The organism is Rubellimicrobium roseum (assembly GCF_006152145.1).
Lineage (GTDB): Bacteria > Pseudomonadota > Alphaproteobacteria > Rhodobacterales > Rhodobacteraceae > Rubellimicrobium > Rubellimicrobium roseum.
The window spans coordinates 31,846-45,385 of sequence record NZ_VDFV01000007.1; the positions used below are offsets into that span (position 1 = coordinate 31,846).

Sequence of the window (13,540 nt, forward strand, 5' to 3'; positions counted from 1 at the left end):
GGGGGTTTCCGGGCTCTCCGCCCCGTGATAGGGCGCGGCCGGAATGCCTGGGCACGGGGCCCGGGCCTCAAGGAATCACGCCATGGCCATCGAGCGCACCCTTTCGATCATCAAGCCCGACGCGACCCGCCGCAACCTCACGGGCAAGATCAACGCCAAGTTCGAGGACGCGGGCCTGCGCATCGTCGCGCAGAAGCGCATCCAGCTTTCGCTCCAGCAGGCGCAGCAGTTCTACGCCGTCCACTCGGCGCGTCCCTTCTTCGGCGAGCTGACCGAGTTCATGGCCTCGGGCCCGGTGGTGGTGCAGGTCCTCGAAGGCGAGGGCGCGGTGCTCAAGAACCGCGAAGTCATGGGCGCGACCAACCCCAAGGACGCCGCCCCCGGCACCGTCCGCGCCGAGTTCGCGGAATCGGTCGGCGAGAACTCGGTCCACGGCTCGGACGCCCCCGAGACCGCCGCGCAGGAGATCGCCTTCTTCTTCTCGGGCATCGAGCTGGTCGGCTGATCCGACGCGCATGACGTCCGAAGGCCCGCCCCCGTCGGGGACGGGCCTTTTTCTTTGCCCCGAGGTCGGGCAGGGTCCCCGAAAGACCACGGGGGAGTCGGATGAAGACCTTTTTCAGCGAGGACCACCGCCTGCACTTTCCGCAGGCCGAGCTGTCGGGGGGCCAGTTCGTCACGCCCTACGAGCGGCCCTCGCGCGTCGAATACGTGCTGGCGCGGCTCAAGGAGCGGCAGGTCGGCGAGATCGTGGCGCCGGGCGTGGTGGACCTGGAGCCTGCGCGCAAGCTGCTCGATCCGGGCTTCCTGGCCTTCCTGGAGACGGCCTACGACGACTGGAAGGCGGCCGGGCAGGGCGGCGAGGTGATCGCGGCAGGGATGCCCACGCGGCGGCAGCGCCACGACCGCATCCCCCGGAACATCGACGGCAAGGTCGAATACTACTGCCACGCCAGCGAGACGGCCATCACCGGCGGCACCTGGCGCGCGGCGCAGGCGTCGCTCGCCTGTGCGCAGGCGGCACAGGCCGAGGTGGCGGCAGGCGCGCGGGCGGCCTTCGCGCTCTGCCGGCCGCCGGGGCACCATGCGACCTCGGACCAGTACGGCGGCTACTGCTTCCTCAACAACGCCGCCATCGTGGCGCAGATGATGCGCGACGGGGGCGCAGGGCGCGTCGCGGTGCTGGACGTGGATTTCCACCACGGCAACGGCACGCAGGACATCTTCTACCATAGGGGCGACGTGCTGTTCGCCTCGATCCACGGCGATCCGCTGGATTCGTATCCCTATTTCGCGGGCTATGCCGACGAGACGGGCGAGGGCGAGGGCGAAGGGGCGAACATCAACGTCCCCTTCGGGCCGGGCACGCCCTATGGCCCCTGGGCCGAGGCGCTGGACGGCGTGATCGGGCGCATCAAGGACTGGGGCGCCGAGGCGCTGGTCGTGTCGCTGGGCGTGGACGCCTACAAGGACGACCCGATCAGCTTCTTCAAGCTCGACAGCCCGGACTTCCTCGACATGGGGCGGCGGATCGGGCGGATGGGCCTGCCCACGGTCTTCTGCATGGAAGGCGGCTACGCCATCGAGCAGGTGGGCGTGAACACGGTGAACGTGCTGGAAGGCTTCGAAGATGCCTGAGGGGCGGGAACTCTCGGGCCCGAGCCGAGTATGGGCTTGGGCCTGTTCGGCCGGAGGGGATCATGCGTGAGCTCGTCGTCGCCGCGCCGCAGTTCGCGGCTTCGGAGGAGCCGGCGGAGAACGCCGACGCCGCCGAGCGGCTGGTGCGCGAGGCCGCGCGGAAGGGCGCGGGCCTCGTGCTGCTGCAGGAGCTCTTCGCCTCGCGCTATTTCTGCGTGACCGAGGAGTTGCGCCATCTGACGCTGGCCCAGCCCTTCGAGGGGAACCCGCTGATCGCGCGCTTTGCCGATCTTGCGCGCGAGTTGGGCGTGGTGCTGCCGGTGCCCTTCTTCGAGACGGCCGGGCAGGCGCATTTCAACTCGGTCGCGGTCGTGGACGCCGACGGGCGGGTGCTGGGCGTCTATCGCAAGAGCCACATCCCGCAGGGGCCGGGTTACGAGGAGAAGTTCTACTTCTCGCCCGGCAACACGGGGTTCCGGGTCTGGGACACGGCGGTCGGGCGGATCGGGGTGGGCATCTGCTGGGACCAGTGGTTCCCCGAGGCGGCCCGCGCCATGGCGCTGATGGGGGCGGAGATCCTGCTCTATCCGAGCGCTATCGGGTCGGAGCCCGAGGCGCCCGGCTATGACAGCCAGCCGCATTGGGAAACCGTCATGCGCGGGCACGCGGCGGCGAACCTGATGCCGCTGGTGGCCTCGAACCGCATCGGGGAGGAGCCGCAGGGCGGGCGCGAGGTATTCTTCTACGGGTCGAGCTTCGTCGCCGGCCCCTCGGGCGAGATCATCGCCAAGGGGAGCCGCGACGGCGAGGAGATCGTGCTGGCGCGGCTCGACCTCGACGAGGCGGCGGTCATGCGGCGCGGCTGGGGGCTGTTCCGGGACCGGCGGCCCGATCTTTACGGGAGGCTGGCCGGGCTCTGACCGGGGGGCGCGGCCGACGGGGCAACGGAGGCGCATGAGACCGTCGAACGTCATCTCCGACTGGCCTTTGGGCGAGGGGGCGGTTGCCGCAGCCCTGCGGGAGCACGATTGGGAGCAGACGCCGCTCGGGGCGCCCGAGGGCTGGCCCGAGCGGCTGCGCCTGGCAGTGGAGACGATCCTGGACGATCCGCTGCCGCAGTGGGTCGCCTGGGGGCCGGAGCTGGCGCAGGTTGCCAACGGCGCGGCGCGCGACCTGACCGGCCATGCCGCGCCCGGCCGGCCCCTGCGCGAGGCCTGGGCGGCGCTCTGGCCCGAGGCCGGCCCCGCGGTCGAGCGGGTGATGCGGACGGGGCGCGCCGAGGTGGTCGCGGACCTGTCGCTCGTGCCCCTGCGCGACGGGGCCGGGGCGGTCCGGGGGCTGCGTGCGACGGGACTCGGGGGGGTGACCGGGCGAGACGGGGCGCGCTATCGGTCGATCTTCACCTCGATGGACGAGGGCTGCGCAGTGATCGAGATGATCGCCGACGAGGCGGGGCGCTGGAGCGACTTCCGCTATCTGGAGGTCAATCCGGCCTTCACCGTGCACAGCGGCGTGTCCGACCCTGTCGGGCTCACCCTGACGCAGCTTCTGGGCACGCCCAGCCCGCGCTGGGCGCAGATCTACGGGAAGGTGGCCGAAACGGGCGAGGCCCTGCGCTTCCAGGAGCCGGAGCTGGTCCTGGGGCGGGTCTTCGACCTCAACGTGTTCCGGCTGGGCGGGCCGGGCAGCCGGCAGGTGGCCGTGCTCTTCTCGGACATCACCGCGCGCCGGCGGTCGGAGGCGGCCCTGCGCGAAGGGCAGGAGCGGCTGGAGGCGATCTTCGCGAGTGCCCCGGTGGGGCTGTCCGAGGTGGGCCTCGACGGACGGTTCCTGGAGGTGAACTCCGAACTCTGCCGCATCCTGGGGCGCGGCCGCGAGGAGGTCCTGGGGCTGACGATCGGGGACGTGACTCATCCCGACGACATGGCCCCGAGCCTGGCCGCGGTGAACCGGGCGCTTCGGACGGGGGCGGGGGCCGATCTCGACAAGCGCTACCGCCGTCCCGACGGGACCCTGGTCTGGGCCAACAGCCGCATCACCCCGCTGCGGCCTGCCGCGGGCCGGCCGGCGTCGCTTCTGGTGGCGACGGTGGACCTGACGGCGCGGCGGGCGGCCGAGGCGGCGCTGCGCGAGAGCGAGGCGCGCTTCCGCCAGTTCGGGGACGCGGCCGGGGACGTGCTGTGGATCCGCAACGCCCGGACCCTGGCCTTCGAATACGTGAGCCCCGCCTTCGAGGAGCTGTACGGCCTGCCGGTCTCGGAGGTGGAGGGGGTGGGCTCGGTCCGGCCCTGGGCGGCGCTGATCGAGCCCCAGGACCGGCCGGGCGTGCTCGAGAATCTCCGCCGCGTGCGCGAGGGCGAGCATGTGTTGCATACCTTCCGGGTGCGCCGGTCGGACGGGGCGCTGCGCTGGGTCCGCGACACGAGCTTTCCGCTGCTGGACGAGGCCGGGCAGGTGCAGCGGCTGGGCGGCATCTACCACGACGCGACCGAGGAGGTGGACCTTCAGGAGCGGCTGCGCGTGCTGGTGGCCGAGTTGCAGCACCGCTCGCGCAACCTCGTGGCGGTGGTCCGCTCGGTCGCGGAGCGGACCCTGACCTCCTCGGCGTCGCTGGAGGAGTTCCGCGCCCGCTTCCGCGCCCGGCTGGATGCTCTTGGGCGGGTGAACGGGCTCCTGTCGCGGCTGGAGGAAGGGGAGCGCATCACCTTCGACCAGCTCCTGCGGACCGAGCTGTCGGCGCTCGGGGTGCTGGACGGCGAGGGGGGCGGCCAGATCCGGCTGATGGGGCCGGTGGGGGTGCCGCTGCGCTCGGCCACCGTGCAGACCTTTGCCCTGGCTCTGCACGAACTGGCCACCAACGCCCTGAAACATGGGGCGCTGTCCGATCCGGCCGGGCGGCTCGCGGTGGACTGGCGGCTGGTCGCCGCACCGGGCGGCGAGCGGCGCCTCCAGGTCGAGTGGCGCGAGACGGGCGCGCCGTTCGTTCCGTCCGACCCGCCCCGCATGGGCTATGGCCGCGAGCTGATCGAGCGGGCGCTGCCCTACCAGCTTCGGGCCCAGACGCGCTACGAGCTGGACGCGAACGGGCTGCGCTGCTCGATCTCGTTGCCCGTCTCCACGGGGCCGGAGCTGGCCTTCTCGGACGGCGAGGGGTGAGGCGGGGGACCGTGGCCCCCCGCCCGCGCGGTCAGCTCTGCAGCTCGGTCCAGATCTGGGAGTAGATCTCGGTCGCCTCGGGCGAGCAGGTGGGCACGAAGACGCCGTTGGCGCGGTGCTCCTCGGGGATGGCGACCTCGGGGGCGGTGGCCATCTCGGGGTCCATGAACTCCTCGGACCCGGTGATGCCGTTGGCGTAGCGGGCGTAGTTGGAGATCAGGGCCGCGTTCTCGGGCGCCATGATGAAGTTCATGAACTCGTAGGCCGCGTCCACGTTCTGCGCGTCCGACAGGAGCGCGACCGAGTCCATCCAGATCGGGTAGCCCTCGACCGGGTAGCCGTAGACCACGGGCGGGTTCTTGAGCCGCGCGCGCATCACCGGGCCGTTCCAGGTCGCGGCGGCGCTGACGTCGTTGGCCGCGAGCTTGGCCTCGGAGTCGTAGTCCATCGAGAGCCAGTGGGGCTTGGCGGCCTGGAGCTTGTCGCGGACCTGGCGGAGGATCTCCATGTCGGTGGTGCAGGGCTCGCCGCCCACGTTCATGATGGCGAGCGAGATGATGTCGATCATCTCGGGCACGACGTTGATCTTACCCTGAAGCTCGGGCGGGGGGTCGAAGACGACGTCCGAGGTGTTGACGTCGCCGGAATAGACCGAGGTGTTCACGCCCATGCCGACCGTGCCCCATTGCCACGGAACGGTGTGGGTGCGGCCGGGGTCCCAGTCCACGTCCCGCCATTCGGGGGCGATGTTGGCGTGGTTCGGCAGGCGCGAGAGGTCCAGTTCCTGGATTAGGCCGCGCTCGACCCAGATGGGGACGAAGCTGGCCGAGGGCACCACGAGGTCGAAGCCGTGGCCGCCGGCCGAGACCTTGGCCAGCGCCGTGTCGTTCGAGTCGTAGTCGGTGATGGTGACGGCGATGCCGGTCTCGGCCTCGAACTTCTCGATCAGCTCGGGGGAGGTGTAGTCGCCCCAGTTGTAGAGCTGGAGCTGGCGGTCCTGCGCGGCGGCCGCGGTGGCCAGCCCGCCCAGGGCGGCGGAGAGGAGGATGGTCTTCATTCGGACTCCCTTGGGTTGGATGCGGGTCTCAGGCCCGCTTGCGCGTGACGAGGAAGACGCCGGCCAGAAGCACCAGCGTGAAGGCGAGGAGGACGGTGGAGATGGCGTTGACCTCGGGCGTGAGCGTCCGGCGGAACTGGCCCAGCATGTAGGTCGCAAGCGTGTCCTGCCCGGCGGACTTGACGAACTCGGTGATGACCACGTCGTCGAGCGAGATGACGAAGGCCAGCATGAAGCCCGCGACGATGCCGGGGGCGAGGAGCGGCAGCGTGATGCGCCGGAAGGCCTGGAGCGGCGTGGCGTAAAGGTCAGCCGCCGCCAGTTCGAGCCGGCGGTCCAGGCCTTCGAGCCGGGCCCGGATGGGCAGGTAGGCGAAGGGCACGCAGAAGGCCGAATGGGCGAGCACGAGATAGCCGAGGCCCTGGTATCCGGTGGCGGCGCGCACCACGCCGAAGACGATGAGGAGCGCCACGGCGGTGACGATCTCGGGCACCATCAGAGGCTGGTTGATGAAGGCGTAGATGGCCGTGCGGCCCCGGAAGTGGCCCTGGCGGGTGGTGCCCAGGGCGGCCAGGGTGGCGACGGCGGTGGCGATGGTCGCCGCGAGCGTCGCCAGCACCAGCGAGCGGACGGTCGCCTCCTGCACGGCGTCGTTTTCCCAGGCGTCGCGGTACCAGTGGAGCGAGAAGCCGCCCCAGTCGGACATGGATGGGCTGGCGTTGAAGGAGAAGACCACCAGCGTCAGGATCGGCAGGTAGAGCGCGGCGAAGGACAGGAGCGCGACGGCGGTGAAGCCCGGCAGGCTCGCGGCCGAGAAGGGGCGGCGCCGGGGGGCGGCGGGCGCGCGGGCGGGGGTGGCGGGGGCCGCGACGCGGATCTCAGTCATCCCGGCCCTCCTGCGCCATGGCGCGCACGTAGACGAGGAGCGCCGCCATGACGACCAGAAGCAGCATCATGGACAGCGCGGCGCCCAGCGGCCAGTTGCGCGCCTGGCCGAACTGAAGCTCGATGAAGTTGCCGACCATCATGTTCTTGCCGCCGCCCAGCACGCGCGGCACGACGTAGGCGCCGAGCGCCGGGATGAAGACGAGGATGCAGCCCGCCACGAGGCCGGGCCGGATGATCGGCAGGATCACCCGGCGCAGGAGCGCCCAGCGGCTCGCGTAGAGGTCGTGCCCGGCCTCGAGCAGGCGCATGTCGAAGCGGTCGATGGCGGCGTAGAGCGGCAGGACCATGAGCGGCAGGTAGACGTAGGCCATGCCGATCAGCGTCGCCGTGTCCGTGAAGAGGATCTGGAGCGGCTGGTCGATGAGCCCCAGCCCGAGAAGCGCCGAGTTCAGCAGCCCTTCGTTCCGGATGACCTCCATGATCGCGAAGGTGCGGATCAGGAGGTTGGTCCAGAAGGGGATGGTGATGAGGAAGAGCCAGAGCGTCCGCGTCCGGGCGGGCCGCGTGGCGATGAACCAGGCGGTGGGAAGCCCGAGGACGAAGGTGATGAGCGTGGTGGCGAGCGACAGCCAGACCGAGCGCCAGAAGATCTGGATATGCGCGTCGGCGGCGCTGACCGTGCCGTCGAAGATGTCGCGCTGGAAGAAGATCCGGAACCAGGCCTCGGCGGTGAAGGGCAGTTCCACGCCGCCGTAGCCGCCCTTGGTCAGGAAGGAGAAGACGAGGACCACGAGGAGCGGCCCCGCCGCGCCGCAGAGCAGGAGGACGAGGGCGGGGGTCGAGAGAAGCCAGCCGGCGCGGGCCCTTCGCCGCCGCGCCGTCATTTCCGGGGTCGCCATGGTCATGCGTCAGTCCTCCAGCACCTGCAGGGCGCCGGGCGCCACGCGCAGGCCCACCGGCATCCCCGGCGCGGGGCCGGGCTCGGCCTGGGGCAGGGAGGGGATGCGGGCCACGACCCTGCTTCCGTCCGGGAGGCGTAGGTGCAGGTGGCTGTCGGTGCCGAGATAGGTCGAGCCCTCGACCGTCGCCGGGATCGCCTCGTGGTCGCCGGGATCGGACAGGCGGAGCTGCTCGGGCCGGATGGCGACCGTGATGGCGCCCGAGACCGTGGTCGGGCCGAGGACCTCGCCGGAGCGGAGGCGGATCTGGCCCGCATGGGCGGTGGCCGGAAGGAAGTTCGTCTCGCCGATGAAGTCCGCCACGAAGCGGTTCACGGGACGGTTGTAGATGTCGCGCGGGGGGGCGACCTGGAGAAGCCGGCCCGCCGACATCACGCCGATGCGGTCGGACATGGTCAGCGCCTCCTCCTGGTCGTGGGTGACGAAGACGAAGGTGATCCCGGTCTCGTGCTGGAGGCGCTTCAGCTCGGACTGCATCTCCTTGCGCAGCTTGAGGTCGAGCGCCGAGAGCGGCTCGTCGAGGAGGAGGACCTCGGGCTGCGGGGCGAGGGCGCGGGCCAGCGCCACGCGCTGCTGCTGGCCGCCCGAGAGCGCGTCGGGGCGGCGGTCCGCGAGGGCGTCGAGGCGGACGAGCGCGAGCATCCTGTCGGTGGTGGCGCGCACCTCGGCCTTGGGGCGGCCCAGCATCTGGAGCCCGAAGGCCACGTTCTGCGCGACGGTGAGGTGAGGGAAGAGCGCGTAGCTCTGGAACACCGTGTTAACGCGCCGACGGTTGGGCGGGTCGTCGGTGATGTCGCGCCCGCCGAGGAGGATGCGGCCCGCCGTGGGCGTCTCGAATCCGGCGATGCAGCGCAGGAGCGTGGTCTTGCCGCAGCCCGAGGGGCCGAGGAGGGTGAAGAACTCGCCCCGCGCGACGGTGACGGACACGTCGTCGAGGGCGCGCACGGCATCCGGGCCGTCGCCGAAGTGCTTGACGACGCTCTGCGCCTCGACGGCGGGGCCCTGGGTCACGCCTGCATCTCCCTGTTCTTTTGGGAGGATGCTGCCTCGGCCGGGGGCCGGTTGTCCAGCGGCGGGCGCCGGTGGAACCAGGGACGGGCCATCTCGACCTCGCGGCAGAGCGCGATCAGCGTTTCGTCGTCGCCGAAGCGCGCGGCGAGCTGCACGCCGACGGGCAGTCCGTCCTCCGTCCAATGGAGGGGCAGCGAGGCCGCGGGCTGGCCCGAGGCGTTGAACGCCGTGCAGAAGGGCGAGTAGGGCCAGACGCCCTCGGGGCCGAGGCGGTAGGCGAGATAGTCCTCGGTCGTGTGGGCGAATCGGCCGATGCGGGCGGGCGGCTCGGCCATGACGGGGGACAGGAGGACGTCGATGCTTTCGAACTGGGCGGCCATGCGGCGGCCATAGGCGTGGATGCGGCCGATGGCGCGGAGGTAGTCCTCGCCCGAGAGGGTGGCGGCATGGGCCATGGCGCCGCGCGAGACGGGCTCGACGAGGTCCCTGGGGTCGCGGCCGCCGAGGTCGCCCCGGATCGACAGGGCCGTGCCGCAGGCGACAATATCGACCCAGGCGCGGATCATCCCTTCGTGGTCGGCGTCGGGGCGGAAGGGCTCGATATGGTGGCCGAGCGATTCAAGGAGCGTGGCGGCGTCGCGGGCGGCTTGGGCACAGTCGGGGTGGACGGGCTGGCCGGTGAAGCTCGTGTCGCAGAGGCCGACCCGCAGGCGGCGTGGCGGGCGGGCGATGGCGGCCATGTAGCCACGCGCGAGCGGCGGGGCGTGGTAGGGGGCGCCGAGGTCCGGGCCTTCGGTCGCGTCCAGCAGCGCCGCCGTGTCGCGGACCGAGCGGGTCAGATAGCCGTCGATGGCCATGCCGCCCCAGCCTTCGCCCGCATAGGGGCCGTCGGGCAGGCGCGCGCGGGTGGGCTTGAGGCCGAAGAGCCCGCAGTTCGAGGCCGGGATGCGGACCGAGCCGCCGCCGTCCGAGCCGTGCGCCGCCGGGACGATGCCAGCCGCCACCGCCGCGCCCGAGCCGCCCGAGGAGCCGCCGGGCGTGCGGTCGAGGTTCCAGGGGTTGCGCGTGGGCCCGCCGTAGACGGCGGACTCGGTCGCGGGACCGATGCCGCCCTCGGGCGAGGTGGTCCGGCCGAAGATCACCAGTCCGGCCGCCTTAAGCCGGGCGACGATGGTGGAGTCCTCGGGATAGGTCTCGTTCGCGAAAAGGCGCGAGCCGGAATGGCTGGGGAAATCCCTCGATTCCGCGCCCAGGTCCTTGAGGAGGAAGGGCACGCCCCGGAACGGGCCGCGGGGCAGGCCCTTGCGGATCGCCTGCCGCGCGAGGTCCTCCTGCACCAGCACGACGGCGTTGAGGGCCGGGTTCAGGGCCCGGACGCGGTCCAGGGCCTCGGTCAGAAGCTCGTCCGGGCTTGCCTGCCCGCTGGCGACGAGCCCCGCCAGGCCCGTCGCGTCGTGGTCGTCGTAGGTCATGCCATCCCTGCCGGCTGTTCCTTCCCCGAGCCTAGGCAATGGCTCGGGGCGCGGAAGGCCCGACCGCGACAGATGACGTCGCGTGAGGGCCTGGGGAAAGCGAACGGTGGGCCGGGAACATTCGGGTGCTTACCCGGTTCGGTGGGCCGACCGTTCAGGAGGAGGCCATCATGGCGAACCAGCAGACCACCCCCACCCCCCCGCTCCGCGGCTTCGCGGCGATGGACCCCGAAAAGCAGCGCGCCATCGCGAGCAAGGGCGGCAAGGCCTCGGGGGGCAACTTCAAGAACGATCCCGCCCGCGCCGCGCAGGCGGGCCGCAAGGGTGGCGAGGCCTCGGGCGGCAACTTCGCCCATGACCGCGCCCGCGCGGCGGAAGCCGGCCGCAAGGGCGGCCAGGCCTGACCATCGAAGGGAGGGACCGGCCGGCCCCTCCCGTCCCCCCTTGCGCCGGTCTGTTCTGAGGCGTAGCGCGGCAGGCGTTCACGATCGGAGCAGGCGATGACGACGACAGTTCGGGGCGTGGGCGGGACATTGTCCACCCAAGGCACGGTCTGGGCCGTGCTGGGCGGGGTGGCGCTCTGCCATTGCATCAATGACATCATGCAATCCCTCGTGTCGGCGATCTATCCGCTGCTCGAGGAGGAATTCGCGCTGAGCTACGCGCAGATCGGCTTCCTCACCTTCGCCTTCACGGTGACGGCCTCGGTGCTCCAGCCGCTCGTGGGCGTGGTCACGGACAAGCGGCCCCTGCCGCTGGCGCTGCCGCTGGGGATGGGCTCGACGCTCCTGGGTATCGTGACGCTGGCCTTCGCGCCGAGCTATCCGCTGCTCGTGCTGGGGGCGATGCTGATCGGCGTGGGCTCGTCGATCTTCCACCCCGAGGCCTCGCGCATCGCGCGCGCGGCCTCGGGCGGGCGCTTCGGCACGGCGCAGAGCGTGTTCCAGGTGGGCGGCAACGTTGGCCATGCGGCGGGGCCGCTGCTGGCGGCCTTCATCGTGGCCCCCTTCGGGCGGCTGAGCCTTTTGTGGTTCACGCTGGGCACGATGCTGGGCATCCACGTGCTGTGGCGCGTGTCGGACTGGTACAAGCGCCGCCCGGCCCCGCCGCCGCGCGCCGCCCGCGGCACGGACGCGCCGCGCCTGAGCCGCGGCCGGGTCCTGGGCGCGCTGGTCGTGCTGGGCGTGCTCGTGTTCACCAAGAACGCCTACACCTCGTCGCTGTCGTCCTTCTACACCTTCTACGTGATCGAGCGCTTCGGCCTGACGGCGCAGCAGTCCCAGCTCATGCTGTTCGTGTTCCTGGGCGCGATGGCGCTGGGCGTGATCCTGGGCGGGCCCATCGGGGACCGGATCGGGCCGCTCGCGGTCATCTGGGTGTCGATCCTTGGGGTGCTGCCCTTCACGCTGATGCTGCCTTACGCCAATCTCTGGATGTCGGTCGTGCTGACGCTTGTGATCGGGGTGGTGATCGCCTCGGCCTTCCCGGCGATCCTCGTCTTCGCGCAGGAGCTGGTGCCGGGGCGGGTGGGGCTCATCAACGGCGTGTTCTTCGGGCTCGCGTTCGGCATGGGCGGGATCGCGGCGGCGGTGCTGGGCGCGGTCGCGGACGCGCGGGGCATCGAGTTCGTCTACCAGATCTGCGCCTGGTTGCCGGCGCTGGGGCTGCTCACGGTGTTCCTGCCCCGCGGCGTGTTCCAGGGACGGCACGGCTAGGCGATCAGCCCACCCGCGCGATCAGCGCTCCGTTCGGGCCGAGGGTCAGGCGATCTTCGGCCCATTTCGCGTCTTGGGACAGAAGGGACGCGCCCGCGCCGGGAAGATCGGTGGCGACCGGTTCGGGCGACAGGTTGAAGGCGCAAAGAAGGTCGCCGCGCCGGAAGGCGAGAATGGGCTCGGGCGTGTGGAGAAACGCGGTGCGTGCGGTGCGCAGCGCAGGCTCGCTCCGGCGCAGGGCCAGCATGGCCTTGTAGGTGTCGCGCACGGACTGCGGGGCGGGACGGTCGAAGGCGCGGTCGCGCTGGGGGACCTTGATCGGCAGCCAGGGCGAGCCCGTCGTGAAGCCGCCGCCGGGGGCGTCGCCCTCCCAGACCATCGGCGTGCGGCAGCCGTCGCGGCCCTTGTCCTCGGGCCAGAACGCCTTGCCCTGCGGGTCGATCACCTCGTCGAGCGTGAGCTCGGTCTGGGTCTGGCCCAGCTCCTCGCCCTGGTAGAGGCAGATCGAGCCCTCGAAGCTGAGGAGCAGCATCGCGCAGAGCCGGGCGAAGCGGTCGGGGTCGGCGGCGTGCGCCGCCCAGCGCGAGGCGTGGCGCGGCACGTCGTGGTTCGAGAAGGCCCAGCAGGGCCAGCCGTCCGGGGCGAGGCGGTGAAAGCCCTCGATGGTTTCGCGGAAGAAGGCGGCGGAGAAGCGGTCCTCCATCATCTCGAAGCTGTAGGCCATGTGGAGCCGGTGGCCCGAGGTGTAGTCGCCCATCATCTCGATGGGGTGGTGCGCCTCGCCCACCTCGCCCACGGTGACGGTCGCGCCATAGGAGTCCATGAGCGCCCGGACGCGGCCCAGGAAGGCGAGGTTCTCGGGCTGGTTCTTCGAGTGGACATGGTACTGCATGTCGTAGGTCTTGAAGGCCGGGCGGGCCTTCACGCGGGGATCGGGCAGGTCGTCGCGCAGCAGGCGGTCATGGAAGTAGAAGTTCACCGTGTCGAACCGGAAGCCGTCCACGCCCCGGTCGAGCCAGAAGCGCAGCGTGTCGAGCGCCCAGTCCTGCACGGCGGGGTTCCAGAAGTTCAGGTCGGGCTGCGCGACCATGAAGTTGTGCAGGTAATACTGGAAGCGGCGGGCGTCCCATTCCCAGGCTGGGCCGCCGAAGACCGACTGCCAGTTGTTGGGCGGCGTGCCGTCGGGGCGCGGGTCGGCCCAGACGAACCAGTCGGCGCGGCGGTTGTCACGGCTCTGGCGGCTTTCCTGGAAAAGGGGGTGGGCCACCGAGACGTGGTTGAGCACCTGGTCGAGGATGACCCGGAGGCCCAGCCGGTGCGCCTCGGCCAGGAGCGTCTCGAAGTCCGCGAGCGTGCCGAAGAGCGGGTCGATGTCGCAATGGTCCGAGACGTCGTAGCCCATGTCCACCATGGGCGAGCGGAAGATGGGCGACAGCCACACCGCGTCCACGCCCAGGTCGGCGATCAGCGGCAGGCGGCGCGTGATGCCGCGAAGGTCGCCCACGCCGTCGCCGTCCGAATCCTGGAAGCTGCGCGGGTAGATCTGGTAGGTCACCGAGCCCCGCCACCAGTCGTCGTTCATGAGCGCCTCCCTCATCCTTGCCATGGCTTGTCCGAAACGTTTCGGGATGGCAAGCTTCCCGA

Annotated in this window: 12 protein-coding genes; 6 read left to right on the top strand and 6 right to left on the bottom strand. The window is 71.2% G+C overall.

The genetic code is table 11. The annotated features are described in order from the left end of the window. Nucleotides 1-82: 82 nt before the first annotated feature. The 4 genes from ndk to FHG71_RS08000 all read left to right on the top strand — a co-directional run bounded on the left by ndk (nucleotide 83) and on the right by FHG71_RS08000 (nucleotide 4,794). On the top strand, nucleotides 83-505 hold the full coding sequence (ndk, locus tag FHG71_RS07985) for a nucleoside-diphosphate kinase (RefSeq protein ID WP_139081108.1): 423 nt from the start codon (nucleotides 83-85) through the stop codon (nucleotides 503-505). A 101-nt stretch (nucleotides 506-606) separates the two neighbouring features. After that, complete coding sequence (locus tag FHG71_RS07990; RefSeq protein ID WP_139081109.1) at nucleotides 607-1,638, top strand: histone deacetylase family protein; 1,032 nt, start codon at nucleotides 607-609, stop codon at nucleotides 1,636-1,638. Between the two features lie 62 nt (nucleotides 1,639-1,700). Then, nucleotides 1,701-2,558, top strand: a complete 858-nt coding sequence (aguB, locus tag FHG71_RS07995; RefSeq protein ID WP_139081110.1) for an N-carbamoylputrescine amidase — start codon at nucleotides 1,701-1,703, stop codon at nucleotides 2,556-2,558. Nucleotides 2,559-2,592: 34 nt separating this feature from the next. Continuing rightward, the gene (locus FHG71_RS08000) at nucleotides 2,593-4,794 is read left to right on the top strand and encodes a sensor histidine kinase (RefSeq protein WP_139081111.1); all 2,202 of its coding nucleotides are present in this window, start codon (nucleotides 2,593-2,595) and stop codon (nucleotides 4,792-4,794) included. A gap of 31 nt (nucleotides 4,795-4,825) precedes the next feature. Here the strand turns inward: FHG71_RS08000 and FHG71_RS08005 are convergent, their stop codons facing one another. Genes FHG71_RS08005 through FHG71_RS08025 form a run of 5 tightly spaced genes read right to left on the bottom strand, consistent with a single transcriptional unit; the run spans nucleotide 4,826 to nucleotide 10,181 of the window. Further along, the gene (locus tag FHG71_RS08005; RefSeq protein ID WP_139081112.1) at nucleotides 4,826-5,851 is read right to left on the bottom strand and encodes an ABC transporter substrate-binding protein; all 1,026 of its coding nucleotides are present in this window, start codon (nucleotides 5,849-5,851) and stop codon (nucleotides 4,826-4,828) included. Nucleotides 5,852-5,879: 28 nt separating this feature from the next. Further along, complete coding sequence (locus tag FHG71_RS08010; protein WP_139081113.1) at nucleotides 5,880-6,737, bottom strand: ABC transporter permease; 858 nt, start codon at nucleotides 6,735-6,737, stop codon at nucleotides 5,880-5,882. After that, nucleotides 6,730-7,623, bottom strand: coding sequence for an ABC transporter permease (locus FHG71_RS08015; protein WP_139081130.1), 894 nt, complete (start codon nucleotides 7,621-7,623; stop codon nucleotides 6,730-6,732). The genes FHG71_RS08010 and FHG71_RS08015 overlap by 8 nt, the downstream gene beginning before the upstream one ends. A gap of 24 nt (nucleotides 7,624-7,647) precedes the next feature. Next, nucleotides 7,648-8,709, bottom strand: a complete 1,062-nt coding sequence (locus tag FHG71_RS08020; RefSeq protein WP_139081114.1) for an ABC transporter ATP-binding protein — start codon at nucleotides 8,707-8,709, stop codon at nucleotides 7,648-7,650. Continuing rightward, nucleotides 8,706-10,181 (bottom strand): amidase, encoded by a 1,476-nt coding sequence (locus FHG71_RS08025; protein WP_139081115.1) that lies wholly within the window; start codon nucleotides 10,179-10,181, stop codon nucleotides 8,706-8,708. Before FHG71_RS08025 ends, FHG71_RS08020 begins: the two co-directional genes overlap by 4 nt. 170 nt (nucleotides 10,182-10,351) lie before the next feature. On the opposite strand from FHG71_RS08025, the gene FHG71_RS08030 reads away from it, so the two are divergent. Continuing rightward, nucleotides 10,352-10,585, top strand: a complete 234-nt coding sequence (locus FHG71_RS08030; RefSeq protein ID WP_139081116.1) for a con-10 family general stress protein — start codon at nucleotides 10,352-10,354, stop codon at nucleotides 10,583-10,585. A gap of 96 nt (nucleotides 10,586-10,681) precedes the next feature. Further along, nucleotides 10,682-11,896 (top strand): MFS transporter, encoded by a 1,215-nt coding sequence (locus FHG71_RS08035; protein WP_139081117.1) that lies wholly within the window; start codon nucleotides 10,682-10,684, stop codon nucleotides 11,894-11,896. Between the two features lie 4 nt (nucleotides 11,897-11,900). Here the strand turns inward: FHG71_RS08035 and FHG71_RS08040 are convergent, their stop codons facing one another. Beyond that, nucleotides 11,901-13,478, bottom strand: a complete 1,578-nt coding sequence (locus FHG71_RS08040) for an alpha-amylase family glycosyl hydrolase (protein WP_139081118.1) — start codon at nucleotides 13,476-13,478, stop codon at nucleotides 11,901-11,903. Between the last annotated feature and the right edge of the window lie 62 nt (nucleotides 13,479-13,540).

Bases quoted from the DNA above. Each gene is read 5' to 3' on its own strand.
- FHG71_RS08000 (WP_139081111.1), top strand. From the start codon at position 2,593: ATGAGACCGTCGAACGTCATCTCCGACTGGCCTTTGGGCGAGGGGGCG.
- FHG71_RS08025 (WP_139081115.1), bottom strand. From the start codon at position 10,181: ATGACCTACGACGACCACGACGCGACGGGCCTGGCGGGGCTCGTCGCC.
- FHG71_RS08040 (WP_139081118.1), bottom strand. From the start codon at position 13,478: ATGAACGACGACTGGTGGCGGGGCTCGGTGACCTACCAGATCTACCCG.
- FHG71_RS08015 (WP_139081130.1), bottom strand. From the start codon at position 7,623: ATGACGGCGCGGCGGCGAAGGGCCCGCGCCGGCTGGCTTCTCTCGACC.
- FHG71_RS07990 (WP_139081109.1), top strand. From the start codon at position 607: ATGAAGACCTTTTTCAGCGAGGACCACCGCCTGCACTTTCCGCAGGCC.
- ndk (WP_139081108.1), top strand. From the start codon at position 83: ATGGCCATCGAGCGCACCCTTTCGATCATCAAGCCCGACGCGACCCGC.
- FHG71_RS08035 (WP_139081117.1), top strand. From the start codon at position 10,682: ATGACGACGACAGTTCGGGGCGTGGGCGGGACATTGTCCACCCAAGGC.
- aguB (WP_139081110.1), top strand. From the start codon at position 1,701: ATGCGTGAGCTCGTCGTCGCCGCGCCGCAGTTCGCGGCTTCGGAGGAG.
- FHG71_RS08030 (WP_139081116.1), top strand. From the start codon at position 10,352: ATGGCGAACCAGCAGACCACCCCCACCCCCCCGCTCCGCGGCTTCGCG.
- FHG71_RS08005 (WP_139081112.1), bottom strand. From the start codon at position 5,851: ATGAAGACCATCCTCCTCTCCGCCGCCCTGGGCGGGCTGGCCACCGCG.
- FHG71_RS08010 (WP_139081113.1), bottom strand. From the start codon at position 6,737: ATGACTGAGATCCGCGTCGCGGCCCCCGCCACCCCCGCCCGCGCGCCC.